General features: G+C 54.2%; 26 protein-coding genes. 23 read left to right on the top strand and 3 right to left on the bottom strand.

Annotated features, from left to right (window positions below; all coding sequences use genetic code 11):
• Positions 1 to 191: 191 nt before the first annotated feature.
• Both VRY85_RS07330 and VRY85_RS07325 read right to left on the bottom strand, forming a co-directional pair.
• Entirely contained in the window at positions 192 to 470 is a 279-nt protein-coding gene (locus tag VRY85_RS07330; RefSeq protein ID WP_414597943.1) for a DUF2933 domain-containing protein, read from the bottom strand.
• A gap of 399 nt (positions 471 to 869) precedes the next feature.
• Positions 870 to 1,205 carry a four-helix bundle copper-binding protein gene (locus tag VRY85_RS07325; RefSeq protein WP_414597942.1) on the bottom strand — a complete coding sequence of 112 codons (336 nt, stop codon included), beginning with the start codon at positions 1,203 to 1,205 and terminating at the stop codon, positions 870 to 872.
• A 326-nt stretch (positions 1,206 to 1,531) separates the two neighbouring features.
• Here VRY85_RS07325 and VRY85_RS07320 point away from each other — a divergent pair, with 326 nt between their 5' ends.
• The 23 genes from VRY85_RS07320 to VRY85_RS07210 all read left to right on the top strand — a co-directional run bounded on the left by VRY85_RS07320 (position 1,532) and on the right by VRY85_RS07210 (position 20,957).
• A complete protein-coding gene (locus VRY85_RS07320) occupies positions 1,532 to 2,587 on the top strand; it encodes a cytochrome D1 domain-containing protein (RefSeq protein ID WP_414597941.1) in 1,056 nt (351 codons plus the stop codon).
• A 123-nt stretch (positions 2,588 to 2,710) separates the two neighbouring features.
• Positions 2,711 to 3,517 (top strand): class I SAM-dependent methyltransferase, encoded by an 807-nt coding sequence (locus VRY85_RS07315; protein ID WP_243650786.1) that lies wholly within the window; start codon positions 2,711 to 2,713, stop codon positions 3,515 to 3,517.
• A 312-nt stretch (positions 3,518 to 3,829) separates the two neighbouring features.
• Positions 3,830 to 4,138, top strand: coding sequence for a heavy-metal-associated domain-containing protein (locus VRY85_RS07310; RefSeq protein ID WP_132474986.1), 309 nt, complete (start codon positions 3,830 to 3,832; stop codon positions 4,136 to 4,138).
• A 119-nt stretch (positions 4,139 to 4,257) separates the two neighbouring features.
• Positions 4,258 to 4,527, top strand: a complete 270-nt coding sequence (locus VRY85_RS07305) for a DUF2933 domain-containing protein (protein WP_132474984.1) — start codon at positions 4,258 to 4,260, stop codon at positions 4,525 to 4,527.
• A gap of 214 nt (positions 4,528 to 4,741) precedes the next feature.
• Complete coding sequence (locus VRY85_RS07300; protein ID WP_414597940.1) at positions 4,742 to 6,583, top strand: copper resistance system multicopper oxidase; 1,842 nt, start codon at positions 4,742 to 4,744, stop codon at positions 6,581 to 6,583.
• Complete coding sequence (locus VRY85_RS07295; protein ID WP_414597939.1) at positions 6,580 to 7,650, top strand: copper resistance protein B; 1,071 nt, start codon at positions 6,580 to 6,582, stop codon at positions 7,648 to 7,650. The genes VRY85_RS07300 and VRY85_RS07295 overlap by 4 nt, the downstream gene beginning before the upstream one ends.
• A 145-nt stretch (positions 7,651 to 7,795) precedes the next feature.
• Positions 7,796 to 8,224 carry a cupredoxin family protein gene (locus VRY85_RS07290; RefSeq protein ID WP_341539329.1) on the top strand — a complete coding sequence of 143 codons (429 nt, stop codon included), beginning with the start codon at positions 7,796 to 7,798 and terminating at the stop codon, positions 8,222 to 8,224.
• A gap of 178 nt (positions 8,225 to 8,402) precedes the next feature.
• A complete protein-coding gene (locus tag VRY85_RS07285) occupies positions 8,403 to 8,990 on the top strand; it encodes a M23 family metallopeptidase (protein WP_414597938.1) in 588 nt (195 codons plus the stop codon).
• A 190-nt stretch (positions 8,991 to 9,180) separates the two neighbouring features.
• Positions 9,181 to 9,873, top strand: coding sequence for a heavy metal response regulator transcription factor (locus tag VRY85_RS07280; RefSeq protein WP_132474978.1), 693 nt, complete (start codon positions 9,181 to 9,183; stop codon positions 9,871 to 9,873).
• Complete coding sequence (locus VRY85_RS07275; RefSeq protein ID WP_414597937.1) at positions 9,870 to 11,285, top strand: Cu(+)/Ag(+) sensor histidine kinase; 1,416 nt, start codon at positions 9,870 to 9,872, stop codon at positions 11,283 to 11,285. Before VRY85_RS07280 ends, VRY85_RS07275 begins: the two co-directional genes overlap by 4 nt.
• Positions 11,286 to 11,968: 683 nt before the next feature.
• Positions 11,969 to 12,583, top strand: a complete 615-nt coding sequence (gene ccmA, locus VRY85_RS07270; RefSeq protein WP_414597936.1) for a cytochrome c biogenesis heme-transporting ATPase CcmA — start codon at positions 11,969 to 11,971, stop codon at positions 12,581 to 12,583.
• Positions 12,580 to 13,263 carry a heme exporter protein CcmB gene (gene ccmB, locus VRY85_RS07265; RefSeq protein WP_414597935.1) on the top strand — a complete coding sequence of 228 codons (684 nt, stop codon included), beginning with the start codon at positions 12,580 to 12,582 and terminating at the stop codon, positions 13,261 to 13,263. The genes ccmA and ccmB overlap by 4 nt, the downstream gene beginning before the upstream one ends.
• A gap of 8 nt (positions 13,264 to 13,271) precedes the next feature.
• Positions 13,272 to 14,009: a heme ABC transporter permease CcmC gene (gene ccmC / locus VRY85_RS07260; RefSeq protein ID WP_414597934.1), complete on the top strand. Its 738-nt coding sequence runs from the start codon at positions 13,272 to 13,274 to the stop codon at positions 14,007 to 14,009.
• A complete protein-coding gene (gene ccmD, locus VRY85_RS07255; protein WP_414597933.1) occupies positions 14,006 to 14,197 on the top strand; it encodes a heme exporter protein CcmD in 192 nt (63 codons plus the stop codon). The genes ccmC and ccmD overlap by 4 nt, the downstream gene beginning before the upstream one ends.
• Positions 14,181 to 14,621 carry a cytochrome c maturation protein CcmE gene (ccmE, locus tag VRY85_RS07250; protein ID WP_414597932.1) on the top strand — a complete coding sequence of 147 codons (441 nt, stop codon included), beginning with the start codon at positions 14,181 to 14,183 and terminating at the stop codon, positions 14,619 to 14,621. The genes ccmD and ccmE overlap by 17 nt, the downstream gene beginning before the upstream one ends.
• A gap of 5 nt (positions 14,622 to 14,626) precedes the next feature.
• Entirely contained in the window at positions 14,627 to 16,588 is a 1,962-nt protein-coding gene (locus tag VRY85_RS07245) for a heme lyase CcmF/NrfE family subunit (protein WP_414597931.1), read from the top strand.
• Positions 16,585 to 17,109 carry a DsbE family thiol:disulfide interchange protein gene (locus VRY85_RS07240; RefSeq protein ID WP_132474962.1) on the top strand — a complete coding sequence of 175 codons (525 nt, stop codon included), beginning with the start codon at positions 16,585 to 16,587 and terminating at the stop codon, positions 17,107 to 17,109. The genes VRY85_RS07245 and VRY85_RS07240 overlap by 4 nt, the downstream gene beginning before the upstream one ends.
• Complete coding sequence (locus VRY85_RS07235; protein ID WP_414597930.1) at positions 17,106 to 17,558, top strand: cytochrome c-type biogenesis protein CcmH; 453 nt, start codon at positions 17,106 to 17,108, stop codon at positions 17,556 to 17,558. The genes VRY85_RS07240 and VRY85_RS07235 overlap by 4 nt, the downstream gene beginning before the upstream one ends.
• The gene (gene ccmI / locus VRY85_RS07230; RefSeq protein WP_414597929.1) at positions 17,558 to 18,424 is read left to right on the top strand and encodes a c-type cytochrome biogenesis protein CcmI; all 867 of its coding nucleotides are present in this window, start codon (positions 17,558 to 17,560) and stop codon (positions 18,422 to 18,424) included. The genes VRY85_RS07235 and ccmI overlap by 1 nt, the downstream gene beginning before the upstream one ends.
• Positions 18,425 to 18,429: 5 nt before the next feature.
• Positions 18,430 to 19,029, top strand: coding sequence for a TlpA family protein disulfide reductase (locus VRY85_RS07225; protein WP_243650785.1), 600 nt, complete (start codon positions 18,430 to 18,432; stop codon positions 19,027 to 19,029).
• Between the two features lie 59 nt (positions 19,030 to 19,088).
• Positions 19,089 to 19,835: a cytochrome c biogenesis CcdA family protein gene (locus VRY85_RS07220; protein WP_132474957.1), complete on the top strand. Its 747-nt coding sequence runs from the start codon at positions 19,089 to 19,091 to the stop codon at positions 19,833 to 19,835.
• Positions 19,836 to 19,875: 40 nt separating this feature from the next.
• Positions 19,876 to 20,310, top strand: a complete 435-nt coding sequence (locus tag VRY85_RS07215; RefSeq protein ID WP_180150725.1) for a disulfide bond formation protein B — start codon at positions 19,876 to 19,878, stop codon at positions 20,308 to 20,310.
• A 41-nt stretch (positions 20,311 to 20,351) separates the two neighbouring features.
• The gene (locus VRY85_RS07210) at positions 20,352 to 20,957 is read left to right on the top strand and encodes a DsbA family protein (protein ID WP_414597928.1); all 606 of its coding nucleotides are present in this window, start codon (positions 20,352 to 20,354) and stop codon (positions 20,955 to 20,957) included.
• 334 nt (positions 20,958 to 21,291) lie between these two features.
• Here the strand turns inward: VRY85_RS07210 and VRY85_RS07205 are convergent, their stop codons facing one another.
• Positions 21,292 to 21,849, bottom strand: a complete 558-nt coding sequence (locus VRY85_RS07205; protein ID WP_414597927.1) for an SCO family protein — start codon at positions 21,847 to 21,849, stop codon at positions 21,292 to 21,294.
• Positions 21,850 to 21,939: the final 90 nt, after the last annotated feature.

Below are 21,939 nucleotides of genomic sequence, written 5' to 3'. Positions count from 1 at the left end.
ATTTGAGCTGGCAGCCCACAGGGGAGCGATACGAGCTCAAGTGCGCAGAAATGCTGAGGGCACACCCATCTCATAACCGCAACAATGAGTACAGCATGACCCCTGCAAACGCGACGGCCAACACTATGAGCATTCCCAGCACTGCGATTAGAACTAAAACTGCTCTCTTGAGGTCGCCACCCATTAGCTGGTTAGGCATCCCGCCGCTTACTCACCGCCAGGCCTAGGCGAGTGAATCCCGACTTAGCGGGCTCATCCTTCGATAGTTTTGGCGAACTGCTTTTATTGGTGGCATGGTCGGTGTGGCACGACTGCATACCCTTCATCATGAAAACCATCATCAGCGGACAAATTAACAAAAACAGAAACGGGCTTACTGCAACGAGCAGTTCGCGTGCAGCGGGAAACATTGCATAGGCAACCGCAATCCCAACGGCAAGCCCGGCGCCGGCCTTTAGCATCGTCTTCATATCGCATTTCATTTTCGGTTCTCTTTGGTGATGTGTTTATCGTCCGCCATACAATCGAGCGGCTCACCTTACTGTAGCCGCCGCCGCCTTTCAGGGGCATTGCTCGTGCATTACATCTTTGTCATCTTCGCCGCGCCGTCGTAACCAAGCTAATTTGTAGCGGTTTGTATTTTGTCATCGGCGCAATGCTCGGTGACTGCGCATAAAGCAGGAACGAACGATCCTTGCACATTCCATCAGGAGCCTCGACGGGGCTAGACACCAGACTTGTGGAGCAAGGTCATGCTCGTACCCGTTAGCACACCGTCGCTCGAAATATAAGAAGCCGACGTGACGTCACGTCGGCCTGCAGTTAATCGCGCCTTATTGGGCGGCGCGAACGTTCCTTAAAACAAGACGTTAAGCCGCCTGGGCCATCCGCCTGCACTCCTCAGCACATGTGCGACACGCCTCCGCGCAGCGTTGGCAATGTTCCATTTCGTGCTTCGCGCACTCTTCTCCGCAAGCTTCGCAGATCTCTGCACACAAGCGACAGATGGATTGCGCAAACTCACTCCCTCTCGCCATATGACTGGCCGCAAGGCGGCACATTGCAGCGCAATCCATATCCAGTTTTACACAGCGCGCCATGCTACTGGCGTCTTGTTCATGCAGGCAGGAAACTGCGCAGTGATCACATTCTGTAGCGCATGCATAGCAGGCGTCGATGCAAGATTGAAACTTCTTATGGGGCATATTCATCTCCAATGATCTTAACAGGTGTTTAATGTGCATCCCTAAGTGAGACGCCACACGGCTAAACCAGCAAATCTCGAGCCGTCGCACCAGACAAAAATATGAGTGGTGAGCGATACTGGCCGCGCATTACACCTTTGTAATCGTGCCGTCATTTTCTTGAATATTGGTACGTGCAGCGCCCGTCGCACCCGCAATAGCGGCATGACATTGCAAAAGGGTAATCCGCGAGTAATCGTCCGGTCAGGGGCAGCACCCTATAGTTTCAGCAATGGTTTCCCATTGCCAGAAAACAATTTTCCTTGCCTATATATGGAGGCTTCCCCATGCTGAAACTTCGTCCTGCCCTTCTCGCTGTCGCTCTTGCCTTCTCTGCCAGCACGATACACGCTGCGTCGCTGCCAAATGGCGTCGTATATAGTGCAAACGAGGGCGATGGATCCGTTAGCAAGATCGTTCTGAGCACAGGCAATGTGCAGACAACTCCGATCAGCGTCGTGCCCCATAATGTTCAGATTTCCCCGGACGGCAAAACAGTGCTCGCCGTCGGAACTGCGAAAAACAACGGAGGTGGACACGGCGGTCACGGAGAGAAGGCAGCTGGCGCGCACAGCGACGGCGCTGACGCTCACGGGGACGCCGGCCTGCTAATCCTGGACGGCGATCAGCTTGATACAGTATTGCAAACACTGCCGTCGGGCGACCACCCTGCTCATATCGTCACCAGTTCTGATGGGCGCTATGCGTACATCACCAACGCCGATAAGGATCGCGTGTCGGTAGTGGATATCCAAGCGAAGAAAATTACCGCTGAGATTGATACCGGGTCTTATCCGCACGGCTTGCGCTTGAGCCCGAGTGGGCTCGAGCTCTACGTAGCAAACGTGACCGACAACTCAGTTTCCGTCATCGACACCAAAAGCCTCAAAGAGGTCGCGAGGATTCCAGTAGGCAAGGCACCCGTACAGGTGGCATTCACCCCGGACGGCAAGCAGGTATACGTCTCACTACGCGACGAAAACAGCGTGGCGGTGATCGACGTGGATACAAGGAAAGTGACCAATCGCATCGGCGTCGGTCGCGGCCCGATCCAACTCTATGCCGCTGCGGGCGACACGATGTACGTGGCGAATCAAGGAAGTGATACCGATCCGGACAACACCGTTTCAGTGATCGATACCACAAACCAAAAGGTTATTGGCACCGTCGTGACGGGTAAAGGTGCTCACGGTGTAGTTGCGAGTGAAGACGGTAAATACGTCTTCATCACTAACACCCTCGATAATAGCGTGAGCGCGATCGACACCAGCACTCATGATGTGGTTGCTACGTATCAGGTAGGACCCAACCCTAACGGAATCACGTACCGTAGCGCGCCATAAATTGTTTCTTAGAAAAACGCGATTGGTGCCCCGGCGGGAATATTGGGGGTTCCGTGGCAAACCCACAAAAAAACGTGCGGGTTTGCGTAGGAATAGATCACCATTGATTTGGAACCAATGAACATGCAACAGCCTCTTAATCCTGCCGAAGTGTACGAGCGCTATCTCAGCCGACCTATTGCAGATCCATGGACACGCGTTCTTTTGGAATTGGCAGTTCCCAAGCGCGGTGATCGGGTTCTCGATCTTGCATGTGGCACCGGCAGTGTGGCTCGACAGGTCGCACCGATAGTAGGGACAACTGGTACAGTCGTCGCGGTCGATATCAACGCAGACATGTTGAAGGTGGGTCGCACCCAACACCAACCCGCAGGCGCGCCGATCGAGTGGCGCCAAGGCGATGCAACGCACCTAGACCTTCTTGACGATAATTTCGATCTGATTTTCTGTCAGCAAGGACTGCAATTCTTTCCAGACCGAGGCGCTTCAGTACGAGAGATGCGCCGCCTGCTTCGCACGCACGGAACAGCCGTAATCAGTGTCTGGCAATCTCTAACTCGACACCCAATACACGAAGCGCTATTCACCGCCACCGCGCGCTACCTCGACGTCCCATTCAGGGACGTCGACGTTGCCTTCTCCTTTTCCAGCGCAGAAAAGCTCTATACGTTGCTTAGAAGCGCGAACTTTACACATGTAGAAGTTACGACGAAAGCTGTGTCGATCCAAATGCCTGAACCCGAACGATTCGTCGAATTTTCTATATTGGGCGCAGCGACATCGATTCCGAAGTTTGCTTCGTTAGACGGGGCAACGCGAAGTGCGCTCGTGAGCGAAGTAACCAAGGAAACTCACGCAGTCGTGCAAAGCTTCATGAAGGGAGATTCCTTACGATTTCCCATGGAAGCCAATATTGCGATTGCGAGATAGTTTGATTCTGCGGACTGGGGCACCGGCCACTTGTGGTCGACGACGGTTGAAGTCGGAAGTAGAACTGCACTTCAATGAGTTGCAAACGACCAGCTGCATTTTCAATTTGCTACTAACACCGGAAAGCTTTCAAGTTTGGACGCTATGCGGAACCGTGATGGAATCAGCGAAGGTATTGCTTGACCTTGTCGCAATGGGAAGGTTTATCTTGGTAGTGACAGCACGCGACCGGGAACCGTGGGTACGAGGAAACAGAGACGAGCTGTGGCTCTGACTGCCGTTTGAACTGAAACAATACTGAAGGAGTAAAGCATGAAACAAATCGAACTGAAGGTAGCGGGCATGACTTGCGGCGCCTGTGTCGCAAGAGTGACTCGGGCACTTGTTGGTGTACCAGGGGTGCATAACGCCGAGGTAGACCTTGCGCGGGGAGTGGCGCGCGCCAACGTTAACGACGTCGCTGCGATACAACCGGCTCTGCTGCAAGCTCTAGCGGCGGCGGGCTACCCCGCGCAGCAAGTGACCGGCAGTGCTGTGAGTATGGAAGGCAGCCAGGAAGCCGCTCCAGAGGGTTCTAAACGCGATCCTCGAGCAAGCGGCGGGTGCTGCGGCGGCCACTGAGCGTCTCATAAAGTATCGGGTCGATATTTCGCTGTATGCATTGCAGAGGGGCGCAAACGCGAGCTGAACGCCGCTAGCGTTCTAGAAAGTATTAGTTAATTTAGTTGGAGCTCCTGCGTATGAAGCATCATCCGTCCCACCCCAAGCGTCAACGGCCATCGCCCTCGCTTTGGGCGCGCCCTGGGGCGAAGGCTTGGATTTCCCTCGTCCTAGTGACGGGCTTTTACCTCATGCGGGAGCATTGGGGACATATCACAGGCTGGTGGCCTTATTTACTCCTGGTAGCCGTTTCGCTCATGCATTTAATGCATGGGCACAGAGGACACCAGCATGGCAATTCGAGCGAATCGGATTCAACGCAGCATGACGAAAAAGCCAAAGGCCAATGATATCGGTGCTGCCGGCACCGGTCACTATCCGCCCGAGGAGGCGCCGATCACGTCGTCGCTAAACCGGCCATACCGTCCATTACAAAAATGTAATGCGGGCGTCATTGGGCCGACATGTGCGCCTCGTTAAAGTCGTTGTTGGCGATTTAATTGAAGCCTCGATCATCGAAGGATGATTGATTTCCACCATCTTTCGAATTTCGGATACGCTCACGTGAAACACCTGCTACCGCCCTCGCTTGCACTGCCTATCCTGCCCCGTCGCCGATTCGTTCAGGGCCTTGCGGCCGGCGGCGTATTGTTGGGCTTGTCCCCCTTCGCCCGAGCTGCTGGGGGTTCGTTCGCCAAGACGGGCACAGGCTCAGCCGCTGTCCTGACGGGAACCGAATTCAACCTGGAGATCGGTGAATCGCCCGTCAACTTCACCGGCAACCCACGCATGGCCACGACGGTGAATAGCTCGCTTCCTGCCCCCACGTTGCGTTGGCGCGAAGGCGATACGGTCACTATTCGCGTCAAGAACCGGCTGCAGGAAGCGACCTCCATACATTGGCACGGCATCATCCTGCCTTTCCAAATGGATGGCGTGCCAGGCATCAGTTTTACGGGCATCGCCCCAGGAGAAACGTTTACATATCGATTTAAAGTCGAACAGAGCGGCACCTACTGGTATCACTCCCACTCTGGGATGCAGGAGGCGACCGGCGTCTATGGGGCGATCATTATTGACCCGGCAGAAACCGACCCCATACGGGCGGATCGGGAGTATGTCGTTCAGCTCTCAGATTGGACCGACGAGGACCCGATGCGGGTCCTGGCCAAGCTGAAGACGCAAGGCGACTACTACAACTACAACCAGCCCACCGCCGTTGATTTCTTCCGGGATGCCTCACGGGATGGCCTCAAAGCAGCCATCGACAAGCGCAAAATGTGGAACGAGATGCGCATGAGCCCGACCGATTTAGCCGACCTGTCCGCGAACGTGCTGACCTATTTGATGAACGGCACGACACCGGCGGGCAACTGGACGGGGCTGTTTCGGCCTGGTGAACGGATCCGCTTACGCTTTATCAACGGAGCAGCCAACACCTTTTACGACGTCCGCATACCAGGCTTACAGTTAACAGTCGTTCAAGCCGACGGCGTCAACGTTGAGCCCGTGACAGTGGATGAGTTCCGCTTTGGTCCTGGGGAAACCTACGACGTGCTGGTGCAACCTAAGGACGATACCTACACCGTCTATGCGCAAGCCATGGATCGCACGGGATATGCGCGCGGTACGCTCGCCACACGTGCCGGACTCGAAGCGCCTGTGCCCGCGCTTGATCCAGTGGAATGGCTGACCATGGCGGACATGATGGGCGCAATGGGCGGTGGCATGGCCGGAATGAGCCACGGCGCGGCCGGCCAGTCGTCCATGAGCGGAATGGACCACGGCGCTATGGCAGGAATGAACCATGGCAGCATGCAGGGCATGAATCACGCAGGCATGGCGAGTATGGATCATGGCGCAATGGCAGCGGCTGGCGCAAGCACCCAAGTGCGCCACGCAAGGACCGAGTATGGTCCGAGCATCGACATGCGGGTCGACATGCCTCGCACCAATCTGGACGATCCCGGCATTGGGCTGCGCAATAATGGCCGCCGAGTATTGACGCTTTCAGACTTGCACACGGTGGGTGGCGCGATGGATCCGCGCGGCGCAGAGCGTGAAATCGAGCTTCATCTGACCGGCAACATGGAACGCTATGCCTGGTCGTTCGATGGCGTTGAATACGGAAAATCGACACCTGTGCATTTTCGCTACGGCGAGCGGGTCAGGGTTATTTTGCACAACGACACCATGATGACGCACCCCATGCACTTGCACGGTATGTGGAGTGAGCTGGAGGCGCCCGACGGAAGCTTCCAGGCTCGCCGTCACACGATTCCGGTGCAGCCGGCGCAGCGCATCAGCTTTCTCGTGACCGCGGATGCACTGGGTCGCTGGGCATGGCACTGCCATCTGATGCTGCACATGGATGCGGGAATGTTTCGCGAAGTGGTGGTGGCATGAGCTCAATAAACGAGAAAAAGGGAATCTTCTTCGTGAATACCCATATAAAGAAAAGCATTCTTGCCGTTGCAATCGCAACGCTCGGCGCAGCTCCTCTTTTCGCGTACGCCCAAGCGCATGACGCCCATACAGGCCATACCGCCATGCCAGCCAGCTCGGCTCCTAGCGATGCAGCAAGCATGCCTGGCATGGATCACAGCAAAATGAATATGCCTGGCATGGACCATGGCCAAACCAACACAACTCCGACGGCCGCTGTTCACGATATGGGAGCAATGGATATGAGCGGCGGCGGGATGGACCATGGCGATATGCAGATGCAAGGCGGATCGGCGCCACCAGATGCACGCGACCCCGATGCCTACTCCAATGGCTACGTGCGTAACGCGGGCAAGTACGCGCTGCCACCTTCAGATGCGCTGATCATGTCGGATATGCACAAGTTCGGCTCCGTCAACGTCGACCGGTTCGAGTACGTAAGGGCGCGAGGCGAGGAATGGGCCGCCTATGAAGGGGAGGCTTGGTATGGCAGCACCTATAACCGTGCCGTCATCAAAGCGGAAGGCGAAGTGGCGAGTGGCAAGCTGCAGGAGTCCGAGACGCAACTACTTTGGCGCCATGCGGTTTCAACGTTCTGGGATACGGAGCTGGGCGTTCGTTTCGATCACGGCAAGGGCGCGCCGAACCGGGAATGGTTGGCATTCGGCTTCAAGGGGTTAGCGCCTTACTGGTTCGAGGTGGATGCCACGGCTTATGTCGGCCCCAGCGGACGCACGGCTCTGGGACTGAAGGCCGAGTACGACATCTTGCTGACTCAGAAGTTGTACCTGCAACCGAGCGTGGAAGTGAATCTCCATGGCAAAGACGATGAACGTTGGGGCATTGGCAGCGGTCTGACAGACGGCACGGCGGGCTTGCGCCTCAAGTACGAAGTCACGCGTCAGTTTGTTCCCTACGTTGGCGTGGAGTGGTCCAGCAAATTTGGAAAAACGGCAGATTACGCGCGTGCAGCGGGCGACTCCAAGCAGGAAACCCGTTTCGTGGCGGGTTTGAGCTTTAGGTTTTAACGGTTTTACCAGGGAACATCATATCTGATGCTCTTTTTTTCCTCATTCAAAAGTGATTTTCATGAGAAAGACACTATCTATATTGATATTAAGCACGTTACCCGTTCTGGCATTTGCTGCCGGGAGCCACGGTGGAGGTCATGAGATGAAAGACGGCACCGTGATGCAAGGCCATGACATGTCCAGCATGAAAAAAACCGGCTCAACTATGGGGCAACCTGGCGACCCCGCCAAGGTCACACGTACGATCGAGCTAGTCATGGACGACACCATGCGTTTCTCTCCAAGCCAGTTCAACGTCAAGCCGGGCGAGACGGTTCGTTTTTTCATGAAGAACAACGGCAAGATCCCGCATGAAATGGTGATCGGTTCCGTTGCAGAACTCAAAGAGCATGCAGCCATGATGAAAAACATGCCTGGAATGAAGCATGCCGAGCCCAATATGATCACGGTCAATCCTGGTCAAAAAGGTGGGCTCGTCTGGCAGTTTCCTCAGGCTGGAACCGTTGACTTTGCCTGCCTTCTTCCTGGACACATGGAAGCCGGCATGATCGGTAAGGTAAAAGTCGGATAAGGTGCCATGAAGGCAAAGGCGGCGGTACTGCGTACGCAGTACCGCCCACGCTTTTTCCCCACAGCATCTAGAGTCGATCGGGTCAAAGAAGACGAACCACGCTTTAGCACTATAAAAATATTTTTTATCTGACATGCGTAGGATATTAAAAGGCCTGTTTCTCGTCTTAGGCTACCTTATGACGAATACTGTGGCAGCATCGGAGGTCAGGCAGACTTCTATTATCGAAGGCCCCGTTCACACGCTTGGTAAACACTCGCATAAAGCACCACCTCGGCTTGAGAGCTTACGCAGGATGTTTCTGAACACGCCACTACGCGAACACGTGCGTATCAATTCAGCCTATGGCTACCGACTTCATCCCGTATCGGGCAAGTGGGCTGGCCATCAAGGTCTTGATTACCCTGCCCCAAAAGGAACCCCCATCCGCGCCACGGCTCAGGGAAAAATTTCTTTTATAGGCGTCCAGAACGGATATGGAAAAGTGATTTTCATAGAACACGACGATGTCTATTCCACTGTATATGCACATCAAAGTCGATTTAAGAAAGGCCTAAGAAAGGGTGTCAACATAGAAAAAGGACAGATCATTGGCTATGTCGGTTCGACCGGAATATCCAGTGGCCCCCATCTGCATTATGAGCTGCGAGTCAATAATCAGCCGGTAGACCCCATCCAAGAAAAACGGAAACTGGCAGCCTCCAAGCCCGGTAACCCCATGCCAGATCTTGCGCGCGGCGCAAGTCTAGCAACAAAGACGCGTTGAAATCCGGGCTTACAGCAAGACTGGACGGACTTGACCGAAGGGTCGCAAAGCCGCCACCCGACATTACAATTTTGTAATCATCCCGTCATGCACGTGTCACGATGGTGACACTAGACTGTAACGATGGTTTAGTAAGGCGAAGTCCGGCCGTGGGAGCCCCGCTTCCGCGGAAACTTTCAGGAGCGATCACATGAAACTGCTTGTTGTGGAGGATGAGGTCAAGACGGGCGACTACTTGCGCCAAGGTCTGCTCGAATCCGGCTTTGTGGTCGATCTCGCCCGCACCGGCCTTGACGGTCACCACTTGGCGCTGACAGGCTCCTACGACCTAATCATCTTGGACGTGATGCTGCCCGACGTAGACGGCTGGCGCATCATGCAGTCGCTGCGTGATGCTAAATCGCAGACTCCGGTCTTGTTTCTCACGGCGCGCGATAGCGTGGAAGATCGGGTGAAGGGCTTGGAGTTGGGGGCAGACGATTACTTGGTCAAACCGTTCGCCTTCGCCGAACTTCTCGCACGCGTTCGCACCCTATTGCGGCGCGGCGCTGTCCCGGCCGCAAGTGATCAAATGCAAGTAGCCGATCTCGTACTCGACATTCCACGGCGGCGAGCGGAACGCAAAGGAACTCGGATAACCCTCACTAACAAAGAGTTCGCCCTGCTGGAGCTCCTCGTGCGTCGCCAGGGCGAAGTGCTGCCTCGATCGTTGATTGCTTCCCAAGTCTGGGATATGAATTTCGATAGCGACACCAATGTTATCGACGTCGCCATCCGGCGTCTTAGGGCGAAAATCGACGACGAGTACGAACCTAAATTGATACATACGGTGCGCGGGATGGGATACATGCTCGATGTCACCGATTCGACACCAAGCCAATGAAGCGACGTCCTGTCTCTCTGGCGGTACGACTTACCGTCTCGATCGGCGCAGTGATCACGGTTGTATTGCTGACGTTCGGATGGGTCATCGAGCGCTCAATCAACAATCACTTCATCCAGCAGGACGTAGATGAACTGAATGCGGTTCTGCAAGCCCTAAAACACACCGTTGCGACACTGCCGGATGGCTCACGTGCCGCAGACGTACGGGCCATGTTTGCAAGCGCTGTTTCCGGTCATCACAATGCTCAGTACCGAATTTCGACGCTGGCTGGCTCGGTGGTCTATGCGACGCCCGGCTCGAACCTGGCAAGGTTTGCAAAAATTTCGCAACCTGTCGACCAGATCACTGTTGATACAGTAAGTATATGGAAAGACCATAACGAAACTTACAGAGGTGCAGTGATTCAGGTTCCAGCCGACAGTCATACGGGTATGGAAGTTCTTACCATTGCCGTGGGTACCGGCATAAATTTCCACCTGCACTACCTTGAGAGCTTTCGCAATTATCTGCGTGTCATTACGGCGGCTGCCTGCCTTATTGCAATTTTTCTTACATGGCTCGCTGTGCATCAAGGCCACGCGCCCATAAGACGAATCAGCCGTCAGATAGGAAGAATCAAGTCCGACCAGCTGCACATCCGGTTGTTCCCTGATGCAGTGCCAGTAGAACTTGCCGAGCTGGCCACATCTTTCAACCAGATGCTAGACCGTCTCGAAGACGTGTTCAGGCGTCTATCCGATTTCTCGGGTGATATTGCTCATGAATTGCGTACGCCGATTACGAACATAAAAACCCAGACAGAAGTCGCGCTTTCTCAAGCCCGCAGTGTCGAACAGTACCGTGAAATCTTGTATTCCAATCTAGAAGAATATGATCGGATGGCCAAGATGGTCGGCGACATGTTATTTCTGGCTCAAGCGGACAACAAGCTGCTAAAGCCAGAGCTAGTAGCCATCGACCTTGAAACTGAAGTTCGCATGCTTTTCGATTATTTTGGCGCTTGGGCCGAAGAACGTGAAGTCGCCTTAGAGGTATACGGTGGGCCTGTCAGTACTTTAGGTGACAGATTGATGATTCGCCGTGCGCTGAGCAATCTATTGTCCAACGCTATTCGACACACTCCGAGCGGTGAAACGGTCTTGGTCCAGCTGGAAAAAATGGCTGCACACGCCCCGAGTACGGTGAAAGTCCTCATACAGAACCCAGGCCCCGCCATCCCTTCAGAACATCTTCCCCGTATATTCGAGCGGTTTTATCGTCCTGACGCCTCCCGTCAGCGCTCGGGGGAAGGTGCCGGCCTTGGATTAGCAATTGCGAAATCTATTATTGAGGCCCACGGGGGTACCATCACTGTCAGCTCGAACGATGCAGCGACGGCCTTTGAAATTCTTTTTCCTGGACACAATTGACGTTTTTAGAGTCTACATCCCACCCCGCACGACACACCGGCCAAAGGTGCGTCAGGGCCGCCCGAGATCCCCGCCGCACCCACATCCGGTTTGCAGACATAGCCCCAATCCTGTAGAATATCAACCGTCATGAAACGATTGATTTTGCTGATAATATTTTCGTTGCTTCCGCTCCAGGCCTCCTGGGCGGTAATCGACTTCTATTGTCCGCCAATGTCAGTCGACTATGTGGACGACCATAGTTTTAACCTCCAGGAAACGAAGGCGCCATCCTACGGCGAAGTGAAGAAGGCAGACACTTCGTCGGAGATGTCAGGGCATTCGGACTATGTCTGTCATGCATCCTGTGCGTTTTTGTTGTCATCCTCACATTCCCCCCCTCCCCCGCTCGCTTCCGACTCTGGCCCTGACCTTCGGCAGGCCGCCATGAAGCAGCGCGCGCTCAACGAGCGTCCCGAACGCCCCCAGTGGCTGCCTCTCGCCTGAGCTGGCACGCCGTGCGTGAAACTATCGCGCAATCTTGACCCTTTCGTGGTTCTCGGCCTGAAACGCATGGTACGCCGTGCCAGTTCTGTCCAGCTTATCGAACTGCACTGAGGGTTGACGGCACCGCCGGCATTCTTGCCCTTAGTGCCCGCAAGCTTTTGTACAGCGAGCAACGATGTTGCGAACTGGGGACGATCGTGCTTGAAGCCATCAATCTGACCTGCGTGCGCGGTGAGCGCCGTCTATTACATGACCTGAACGTTCATATTGAACGTGGATCCGGCCTGTTCGTCCAAGGGCCGAATGGGAGTGGAAAGACAACACTGCTGCGTCTATTCGCGGGGCTCACGCCCCCTTGCGGCGGAGCCATCCTCTGGAACGGCAATCCGATTCAAGTCGCTCGAGAACAATTGCGACGGGACCTTCTTTATTGCGGCCACCTGATAGGCCTTAAAGACGACCTGACCGCAATAGAGAATCTCGTTTATGCAGCGGCATTAGCCGGCGAACCTATCAGCGATGCAATCGCTCAGGACGCATTGAAGCAAAGCGGCTTGTATGAAATTGCAGACCTGCCGGTGCGGGCGCTTTCTCAAGGCCAAAAACGCCGGGTAAGTTTGGCCAGACTGTGCTATTTGCGACGGTCTTTCTGGATACTCGATGAGCCTTTGACTGCGCTTGATGACGCGGCAGCGCAATGGGTACTCGACAGGATTTCGCGGCATTTAGCTGAAGGCGGCACTGCGATTTGGACCAGCCATTTACCGATGGTCGTAACCGGATCAATACGTACGTTGCGGATCGGCTCATGATGGAATCACTTGGCTTGGCGGCCACATATGCGGTGATTCGCCGCGACTTAGGTCTTGCGATGCGTCGTAAGTCCGACGCACTTACACCGGTCTTCTTTTTCGTCATCGTGGTTAGTTTATTCCCCCTTGGTATAGGTGCCGAGCGCGATACGCTGAGACAGATCGCGCCCGGGGTCATTTGGGTCGCTGCATTATTAGCAAGCATGCTTTCACTGAACAGGCTTTTCGAAGAGGACCACGCTGATGGGACCCTGGAGCAACTCATGCTGTCCACAGCCCCCCTTGGAATGCTCGTCACAGGGAAAGTGATTGCGCACTGGATCCTTACGGGTGTTCCTCTGCTATTCGTCGCACCGTTGCTGGCGTTGCAGTTTGATATCTCACCCGCGTCATTATTGACGTTAGCTACCTCGCTCGCTATTGGCACGCCGGTACTGAGCCTGTTGGGGGCGATTGGCGCGAGCCTGACGATCGGATTGAGGGGAGGCGGCGTACTTATCGCGTTATTGGTTCTGCCGCTCTATGTACCAGTACTGATCTTCGGTGCAGGAGCGGTCGCCTCGGTTAATGCGGGGCTAGGAGCCGAGTCGCATTTCTCATTGTTAGCGGCAGCTTTAGCACTGGCTGCGTTCTTCTCACCCTTGGCCACAACTATGGCGTTACGGATCGCGTTGGAGTAAGGCAATAAATGATTAACTGGTTCAAATATTCCACGCCAAGCACGTTTTACCCTCTGGCAGGTCGTTTGGCACCATGGTTCATGCTCGCGGCTATAGCGATAGGATCCTTGGGGTTTTATATCGGTTTCTTCCTGGCGCCCACAGACGCGCAGCAGGGCGAAGGGTACCGCATTATCTTTCTCCATGTGCCTGTCTCGTGGATGTCCATGTTCATATACCTTGTCATGGCATTCTGGGCAGCGGTAGGCCTTGCCTTCAACAGCAGATTATCAGCCATGATGGCGCGGGCACTCGCACCGACAGGCGCGATGTTTACCTTCCTCTCTTTATGGACGGGCGCCCTTTGGGGCAAGCCGATGTGGGGAACGTGGTGGGTCTGGGACGCACGCTTAACATCTGAATTGATACTGCTCTTTCTTTATATCGGGATTATGGCGCTTCAGTCTGCCATTGAGGACGCTCGCCGCGCTGACAAAGCTGGTGCACTCCTGACATTAGTCGGTGTAGTGAATATACCCATCATCTATTTCTCGGTCGAGTGGTGGAACACATTGCATCAAGGCGCGTCCGTATCGCTAACGCGCGCCCCGTCCATGGCAACGATCATGCTCGTTGCCATGCTGCTCGTATCGTTGGCCGCTTGGATGTACACAATCAGCGTCGCACTGATACGCGCTCGATGCATCATTTTGGAACGAGAACGTCATAGCACCTGGGTACATCGATTGAATGAGAACAAACCATGAAGTGGAATAGCGCCGCAGAATTCTTCGCGATGGGAGGCTATGCCCCATACGTATGGGGCTCACTAAGTATCACGCTCATCGCTCTAGTAGTGGAAGTCGCTCTGCTTAGCCGACGTCGAAAACGCTCGATATCGAAGTTGCCAGAGAAATCCGATTTTGAAAGGAAAAACAATGAAAGCTCGACATAAGCGGTTTGCCCTTATCGGGGGCGGCATAGCTGCCTTAGGGATCGCGACTGCGCTGGTCTTGAATGCTTTTCAGGACAACCTGGTATTTTTCTTCACGCCTGCGCAGGTCATTGCTGGAGAAGCCCCTAAAGAGCGCACGTTTCGAGTTGGTGGAATGGTGCAGACCGGCAGCGTGCAGCGCGATGGCTTAACAGTAAATTTCGTCGTTACGGATTCAGTTCAAACCGTATCAGTGCTTTATACCGGGATACTGCCTGACTTATTCAGCGAAGGCAAAGGTGTTGTAGCGCAGGGAAAGCTGGATGGCAACGGCCAATTTCGAGCGGAGCAGGTATTAGCAAAGCACGATGAAAATTATATGCCGCGGGAAGCCCAGCACGCTATAGATCAGGCGACCCAGAACGCCGAAGGAACGAGGTTGTAGCCGACATGATTGCTGAATTTGGTCACTTTACCCTTATCTTGACACTACTCGTGGCGGGTGCTCAAGCGGCGTTGACTTTGCCAGGAGCGGCAAATGGGAACGTGGCATGGATCGCTTTTGCACGGCCTGCGGCGCGTATCCAGTTTGCCCTAGTCAGTCTGGCATTCCTTAGCCTGACTTGGGCGTTCATAACCAAGGATTTCTCTGTCGCCTATGTCGCGGAGAACGCCAACTCCCAATTGCCGCTGTTTTACCGTATTGCGGCAGTTTGGGGCGGTCATGAGGGTTCGCTTTTGCTGTGGGTACTGATGCAAACCGGCTGGGCATGCGCGGTCAGCGTGCTTTCACGTCAGTTGCCGGAGCCGATGGTCGCCAGAGTCCTGGGCGTACTGGGTTTGGTCAATGCTGGATTTCTGCTGTTTGTTCTGCTCACATCAAACCCGTTTGAACGCCTTACGCCAGCTCCGTTGGAAGGACTCGATCTAAATCCACTTCTACAGGATATAGGCCTAATCTTTCATCCGCCATTGCTCTACATGGGTTACGTCGGATTTTCCGTGGTGTTCGCTTTTGCGGTCGCAGCACTTCTGGCGGGAAGGCTCGACGCGGCGTGGGCTCGCTGGTCAAGGCCATGGGCTACTGCAGCTTGGCTCTTCCTTACGCTCGGTATCGCAGTCGGAAGTTGGTGGGCATACTACGAGCTCGGATGGGGCGGGTGGTGGTTCTGGGATCCCGTCGAGAACTCGTCGTTCATTCCATGGTTGGTGGGTACAGCCCTCATACACTCCCTTGCCGTCACTGAAAAGCGCAATAGCTTCAAAAGCTGGACCGTCCTGCTCGCCATTAGCACTTTCTCGCTATCCCTGCTCGGTGCTTTCTTAGTGCGTTCGGGCGTCTTGACCTCGGTACACGCTTTTGCCACAGACCCCCGCCGAGGCGTATTCCTATTACTCTTGTTCGCCGTAGTGGTGGGAGCGTCGCTACTCTTGTACGCGGTCCGCGCGCCAAAAGTTGGTCTAGGCGGACGGTTTGACTTTGTTTCGCGCGAATCCCTTTTGCTCGTTAACAACGTACTAATGGCTGTGGCTGCCGGATCGGTTCTACTCGGTACGTTATATCCGCTTTTCATAGACGCGCTGGGGCTTGGAAAAATATCCGTCGGTCCGCCCTACTTTAACGCGATTTTTGTACCTCTCATGGTGCCGGCACTGCTCCTTATGGCCGTGGGCCCTATAGCGAACTGGAAGTCCGCCAAGTTGCCAGCCATGTTGAAACGTCTGTACATCCCCGCATTCCTCGCCGTTGCATTCGGCATAGGTGTACCGCTAGCGCTCGGACGGTGGTCGCTGCTTGTTGCCCTCGGCGTATCACTCGCGACATGGATCGGTGTTGCCGTCGTCATTGGCATCTACGAACGCATGAAAGCGACGCGTAGCGGCTTGTTCTCCCAGCCTCTCAGTTGGCTCGGCATGCACGTCGCCCACCTGGGCATAGCGGTTTTTGTTGTCGGTGTCACGCTCGTAATGGGCTACGAAACTGAGGAAGACGTGAGCATGGCGCCGGGGCAAACGGTACAGGTCGGGGGGTATGACTTGAAATTCATGGGCGTGCGCAAGGTCCCAGGCCCAAATTATGTCGCCGACATGGGAGACATCGAAATGTTCCGCGACGGAGCATCTATGGGCCTACTGCATCCAGAAAAACGAACGTACGCATCCTCTGCCATGCCTATGACCGAGGCTGCGATCGACGCCAACGGACTTCGTCATGTGTACGTGGCATTAGGAGAACCGCTCGGTGGCGGCGCCTGGAGTGTTCGCGTGTATTACAAGCCCTTTGTAGATTGGATTTGGGGCGGTTGTCTCTTGATGGCCCTAGGCGGGTTGTTGGCAATTAGCGATCGCCGCTACCGACTGAAGCGGAAGGCGCGTGATGCGTCCGTCGCATTGAAGGGAGCGACGTCGTGAATCGTTTGTTTTGGCCCTTCGCGGGATTCATCGTGCTGGTGGCATTCCTTGCGGTCGGACTCACGTTGAAGCCAAGTGAGTTGCCCTCGCCTCTTATCGATAAACCGGCTCCAAACTTCTCTTTACCCGAATTGAAGTCGCCTGAAAACGTCTTTACCTCTGACTCGATGAAAGGCCAGGTCTGGCTACTAAACGTATGGGCATCCTGGTGTGCTGCTTGCCTTGACGAACATCCGGTCATCTCGGAGCTAGCCGACTCCGGTGTGGTACCAATCATAGGCTTGAACTACAAGGATGTACGCAACGAGGCGATAGCCTGGCTCGCGCGCTACGGAGACTCATATACGCTCTCTGTGTCGGACACGCGTGGCCGTGTAGGAATCGATTTCGGCGTCTACGGAGTCCCTGAAACGTTTGTCATCGATAAGCAAGGAATGATTCGCCATAAGCACATCGGGCCGGTGACACAAAGCGCAGTACGCGACACGCTGCTGCCACTAATTCGGGAGCTCCAGCAATGAAATACTGGTGGTTTGCCATTTTATCTCTCTTGATTGCAATGCCGGCTTCCGCAACGACGGTCGACCCTGAGAAGCGGATGTTCAACATCGCGCAAGAGCTGCGTTGCCTTGTATGTCAGAACGAATCCATTGCAGCGTCGAGAGCTGAGCTAGCCGTCGACCTCCGTCAGCAGATCCGCGAGCTAATCCAAGCCGGCCAAACCGATGACGAGATCCGAACCTACATGGTTGAACGATACGGAGATTTCGTGCTCTATCGTCCGCCCATGAATGCCACTACGGTGTTGCTCTGGTTCGGACCGATGCTGCTGTTCTTTTTGGGCTTGACGATACTGATAAGGGCACTCCGCCGCCGCAAGGCCCGCCTCGTTAACACTCCGCTGAGCGCCGAAGACCGCAAACGTGCACGTGCGTTACTAGCCCAATCTGCCGACACTGAGAAATCCTGATGAACCTCATTTTTACTGCACTGGTTGTACTGGTGCTTCTTGCCGTTGTCCTCCCACTAGGGCGCGTGCTGTGGCGCGGGCCCCGCGCAACGACACACCTTGAGCACCACGTCGTGAATTCGGCCGTGCTTCGTGATCAGTTGGCCGAACTCGAGCGAGATCGTAAAAGCGGCACCTTGTCGGCCAATGATCATAATGAAGCCGTTCAAGATTTACAACGTCGAGTGTTAGATGAGGCAAAACCCGTCGTTACAAGCGGGAAACAGCCTCGCAATGGGAAATATGCAGCGTTAGGTGTAGCGGTCGTCCTCCCCGTGGCGTCGATGTTGTTATACCTTCAACTAGGGAACCCCGCTGCGATGAATCCGGCGCCCACGCAGCCGTCACCGAGCATCACACAAGCTGATGTTCAGGCAATGGTGAATTCACTTTCTGCACGACTCGCACTGAATCCAGACGACCCGCAAGGGTGGCTCATGCTTGCCCGCTCATATCGGTATTTTTCGAGATACGAGGAAGCCGCAAAAGCGTTCGCACAGGCCGGAAGTGCAATTGAGACCGATCCGCTCGCACTGACCGAGTACGCAGAAACCTTGGCACGAAGCAATCCTAATGGCTTTTCCGGATATCCAACCACATTGCTCGAACGGGCGCTAGCCCTTAGTCCCGAGGAGCCATTTGCACTAACACTTGCAGGCGCTGCAGCATTAGAACGGCGAGATTATGACAGCGCCATCTCTTACTGGCAGCAGGTGCTTGGAGCGGTTCCCCCGGACTCGAACGCGGCGCGCGCTATTAGCGAGAGCATCCAACATGCGATCAATCAAAGAGACCACGACACAACTACTCCAACCCCAGCACAGTAGCCATCATGAAAAGTGCTTTGAAAATATTCTTTCTTACGATGATAGTGATTGCTTCATTGGTCGCCATCGCATTTTTCTTGTTTACTTACCAGCGTGAGAATGCCACAGGAAAAGTCTCCGGGGGCACTCTCAACATCGCCATTGATATCGGCGATCAACGCTTCATGCGCTGGAGTACACCGCGAGATCTTCCAACCCTGCCTTTCAAGGGCGAAGCAGACAAAGCGCTCAGCTTGGCAGACTTCCGAGGGAAAGTCGTTTTATTAAACATTTGGGCTACCTGGTGCCCACCTTGCCGAGAAGAAATGCCCTCACTCGACCGGCTAAACGCCAAACGGGGCGGCGCAGACTTCGAAGTTGTGGCTTTGTCGATTGACCGTGATACGGCCTTGGTCGAATCGTTCTACGAAGAGTTCGGAATAGAGACTTTGCGTGGATACTTTGATCCATCAGCACAAGCTCCAAATTCACTCCGTGCCCCCGGTGTACCAACGACTTTACTCATTGATCGAAACGGTCGAGAAATAGGTCGCGCGTTGGGACCCGCCGCTTGGGACGGCGAGCAAGTAGAAGCGTTAATCGATAGAGCTTTACAGGGCTCGTAAACAAGCTGACGCGCAAGGCGCATTGCGATCATAAGAAACGTCGTTTTTAGGATATTTCAATGCTTGAACTTACCACGATCGGAATGCTGACTGCATTTATCGCCGGTATTGCATCGTTCTTATCACCGTGTGTTTTGCCCCTGGTTCCGGGGTATCTATCTTATGTCGCCGGCGGCAACATATCTGCGACGACACCTGTTCACGATGGGCGCTCACAGCGATTGAGAGCGTTCGGGCTCAGTGCATGCTTTGTTCTCGGGTTCGCACTGGTATTCGTGATTCTAGGTGCTAGCATTACGGCAATCGGTCGCCTCTTCCTCAGCTATCGCTACGAACTCAATATTGCGGCCGGTATCATCATAGCGTTAGCGGGCCTGACCGTGATGGGCGTTGTGCGCGTTCCGATGTGGGCGCAGCGCTATTACCGTTTTGACCCTGACACAAAAGGCGGTAATCCCTGGTCCGCTCTGCTTCTGGGAGTCGCCTTTGGATTTGGCTGGACGCCCTGCATTGGCCCCGTGCTTGGCAGCATTCTGGTTCTTAGCGCAACATCTGAGAGCATAGGCCATGGGACTGCTCTGTTAGGAATCTACGCAGCCGGTTTAGGCGTTCCGTTCCTGCTTTCCGCATATTTCATGACGCCTTTTATGCGTCGCCTAAGCTCCCTACGTCGAACGGGTCGTTACATTCAGCTGATTACGGGCGCGATTCTCGTGTTGATGGGGATCGCGGTAGCGAGCGGACAGCTAATGCGTTTTGCGATCTGGCTCCTGAAGACATTTCCTGCTTTGGGGAGTATAGGCTGATGTCTTGCACCGACAACAACTCTTTCGGGACCGGTTTTTTATGATGAATGGCCCAAGCCTATCTGGGGCGCGATGGTATTGGCTCTTCGCTGCATGGGCTATTTCCCTTATTGCAACCTTCAGCGCATTATTCCTAAGTGAAGTAATGGGCCTTATTCCATGCGAGCTCTGCTGGCATCAACGAATTTTTATGTTCCCGCTTGTACTTATATTAGGGGTCGGCCTAGCGTCCTCGGACGTCGGGGTTTTTAAGTACGCGTTGCCCCTCGTTGTTCTCGGGTGGCTTCTCTCCGTTTATCACAACCTTCTGTACATCGGATTCATCCCCGAGGCATTACAACCTTGTGGGGCGGGGCCCTCCTGCGCGAAGGCCGATCTTAACTTGCTCGGCTTTATTTCCATTCCCTTGTTGTCGTTCAGTGCATTTACTGCGCTCGCCATTATTCTGGTAACCAAAATAGGTCGCAAAAAGTGAAAAAACAAACTCTGCTAGTCTTGACTAGCATCCTCGCCGTCATGACGTTTTCTGTTGGTGCTTTTCTATACGAGCAGAGCCAGCTGCGCAAGCAGGTGATCGCAGAAAATACGGCCAAAGAGCTTACTCGCATGCATTCGCCGGTGCTTGGCTCGGCGAATGCGAAGGTCACGATTGTCGAGTTTTTCGACCCGTCGTGCGAAACTTGCAGGGCCTTCTATTCATTCGTCAAGAAGATCGTGGAAACTCATGAGGGCAGGGTGAATCTTGTCATCCGTTATGCTCCCTTTCATGAGGGCTCCGAGGAGGCCGTTCGTATCCTCGAAGCTGCGCGTATCCAGGACAAGTATTGGCCACTTTTAGATGTCGTAATGGATGAGCAGCCACAGTGGGCGAGCCATCACGACCCGCAGCCTAGCTTGATCTGGAGCTACGCGGAGAAAATCGGCGTTGATGTCGATAAAGCGCGTAAAGACGCTAATAAAGACACCGTGACCTGGGTTATCGATCAAGACAAATCTGACCTCCGAACTTTAAACGTCAAGCAGACTCCAACCTTTTACGTCAACGGCAAGCCTTTGCCCAAGTTTGGATATGAAGATTTAAAGCGTCTCGTAGATCAAGAGGTTAAAGCTAACTATCGCTAGCAACACAGCTCTGTACGCCGCCACAAGGGAAAACAGAAATTCTTTAAACTCTTATGCTGACAGTAGAGATATGGACGCAACGAAGTTGATTATTATGGCGCTGAGCGCTCTTATCGGTTACGGATTTGTGCAAGGGTACCGTTATATATTTGAAGCTAATCTACCTATAAAAGGTGACGATTTTAACTTAGACGCGATCACGAAAAGTAGGGAGCAGCTACCACCTAAAGCTCGCAAAATTATACGGAAAGCCTACTCTACAAACAGAATTTCTCGCAGGGAGCGATCCTACTTGACGCGTCATCATTCCCGTTTAACACAACGGCGGCAATGATCACCCCTCAATAATTAGGTGCCGGAGATCCGCCGCTATTGCATCTATCGGATCATCGGCACGAATCAGAAGCCTAACTTGTCCACCTCGGTCAAATGCCAGAACGGCGCTGGAGTGCGAAACATCATAGCTACCGTCGTTATCCTTTTTACTGTAAGAATGTGTGCTTCCATACCGCCGGGTCAATACGGTCAGCGCCTGTTTATCACCGGACAATCCTATGAATTGGAGCCCGAAGGCATCGGTATAACGCGCAAGAATCTCTAGATCATCACGCTCCGGGTCAACCGAAACGAACAGAACCTTGAGATCTTCTCGGATATTCTCATCTAGTCGTTGTGTCGCTTCAGCCAAAACGGCAAGGGTAGTCGGGCAAACGTCCGGACAATTCGCGAAGCCAAAGAATAGCAACGCGGGACCACCACGATAGTCTGCAGCTGTGACTATACGTCCGTCCTCGTCCTGCAGTTCGAACTCCAGAGGCGGCATAGCACCCGAAATTTCAGAAGTCTGCCAAACGTAATCCTTACAACCTGACAAAGCGAGAACGGTCAGCAATATAAGATGCCACTTCCTCATCGCTCATCTTCCTTAATGCGTTTAATGTTCGATCTCTGCAATATTCCGGACATGCGTCCCCCTGCTTAC

This window comes from Achromobacter sp. F4_2707 (assembly GCF_047501535.1).
Taxonomy (GTDB): domain Bacteria; phylum Pseudomonadota; class Gammaproteobacteria; order Burkholderiales; family Burkholderiaceae_B; genus Yanghanlia.
Note: the sequence above shows the minus strand (reverse complement) of the source record. Positions and strands in the feature narration are given on the sequence as shown.

Coding starts and splice junctions, on each gene's coding strand:
- ccmD (WP_414597933.1), top strand. CDS start 14,006: ATGAAGTGGAATAGCGCCGCAGAATTCTTCGCGATGGGAGGCTATGCC.
- VRY85_RS07330 (WP_414597943.1), bottom strand. CDS start 470: ATGAAGACGATGCTAAAGGCCGGCGCCGGGCTTGCCGTTGGGATTGCG.
- VRY85_RS07215 (WP_180150725.1), top strand. CDS start 19,876: ATGATGAATGGCCCAAGCCTATCTGGGGCGCGATGGTATTGGCTCTTC.
- VRY85_RS07245 (WP_414597931.1), top strand. CDS start 14,627: ATGATTGCTGAATTTGGTCACTTTACCCTTATCTTGACACTACTCGTG.
- VRY85_RS07280 (WP_132474978.1), top strand. CDS start 9,181: ATGAAACTGCTTGTTGTGGAGGATGAGGTCAAGACGGGCGACTACTTG.
- VRY85_RS07220 (WP_132474957.1), top strand. CDS start 19,089: ATGCTTGAACTTACCACGATCGGAATGCTGACTGCATTTATCGCCGGT.
- ccmI (WP_414597929.1), top strand. CDS start 17,558: ATGAACCTCATTTTTACTGCACTGGTTGTACTGGTGCTTCTTGCCGTT.
- ccmE (WP_414597932.1), top strand. CDS start 14,181: ATGAAAGCTCGACATAAGCGGTTTGCCCTTATCGGGGGCGGCATAGCT.
- VRY85_RS07325 (WP_414597942.1), bottom strand. CDS start 1,205: ATGCCCCATAAGAAGTTTCAATCTTGCATCGACGCCTGCTATGCATGC.
- VRY85_RS07315 (WP_243650786.1), top strand. CDS start 2,711: ATGCAACAGCCTCTTAATCCTGCCGAAGTGTACGAGCGCTATCTCAGC.
- VRY85_RS07305 (WP_132474984.1), top strand. CDS start 4,258: ATGAAGCATCATCCGTCCCACCCCAAGCGTCAACGGCCATCGCCCTCG.
- VRY85_RS07310 (WP_132474986.1), top strand. CDS start 3,830: ATGAAACAAATCGAACTGAAGGTAGCGGGCATGACTTGCGGCGCCTGT.
- VRY85_RS07275 (WP_414597937.1), top strand. CDS start 9,870: ATGAAGCGACGTCCTGTCTCTCTGGCGGTACGACTTACCGTCTCGATC.
- ccmC (WP_414597934.1), top strand. CDS start 13,272: ATGATTAACTGGTTCAAATATTCCACGCCAAGCACGTTTTACCCTCTG.
- VRY85_RS07235 (WP_414597930.1), top strand. CDS start 17,106: ATGAAATACTGGTGGTTTGCCATTTTATCTCTCTTGATTGCAATGCCG.
- ccmB (WP_414597935.1), top strand. CDS start 12,580: ATGATGGAATCACTTGGCTTGGCGGCCACATATGCGGTGATTCGCCGC.
- VRY85_RS07225 (WP_243650785.1), top strand. CDS start 18,430: ATGAAAAGTGCTTTGAAAATATTCTTTCTTACGATGATAGTGATTGCT.
- VRY85_RS07290 (WP_341539329.1), top strand. CDS start 7,796: ATGAAAGACGGCACCGTGATGCAAGGCCATGACATGTCCAGCATGAAA.
- VRY85_RS07295 (WP_414597939.1), top strand. CDS start 6,580: ATGAGCTCAATAAACGAGAAAAAGGGAATCTTCTTCGTGAATACCCAT.
- VRY85_RS07320 (WP_414597941.1), top strand. CDS start 1,532: ATGCTGAAACTTCGTCCTGCCCTTCTCGCTGTCGCTCTTGCCTTCTCT.
- VRY85_RS07285 (WP_414597938.1), top strand. CDS start 8,403: ATGACGAATACTGTGGCAGCATCGGAGGTCAGGCAGACTTCTATTATC.
- VRY85_RS07210 (WP_414597928.1), top strand. CDS start 20,352: ATGACGTTTTCTGTTGGTGCTTTTCTATACGAGCAGAGCCAGCTGCGC.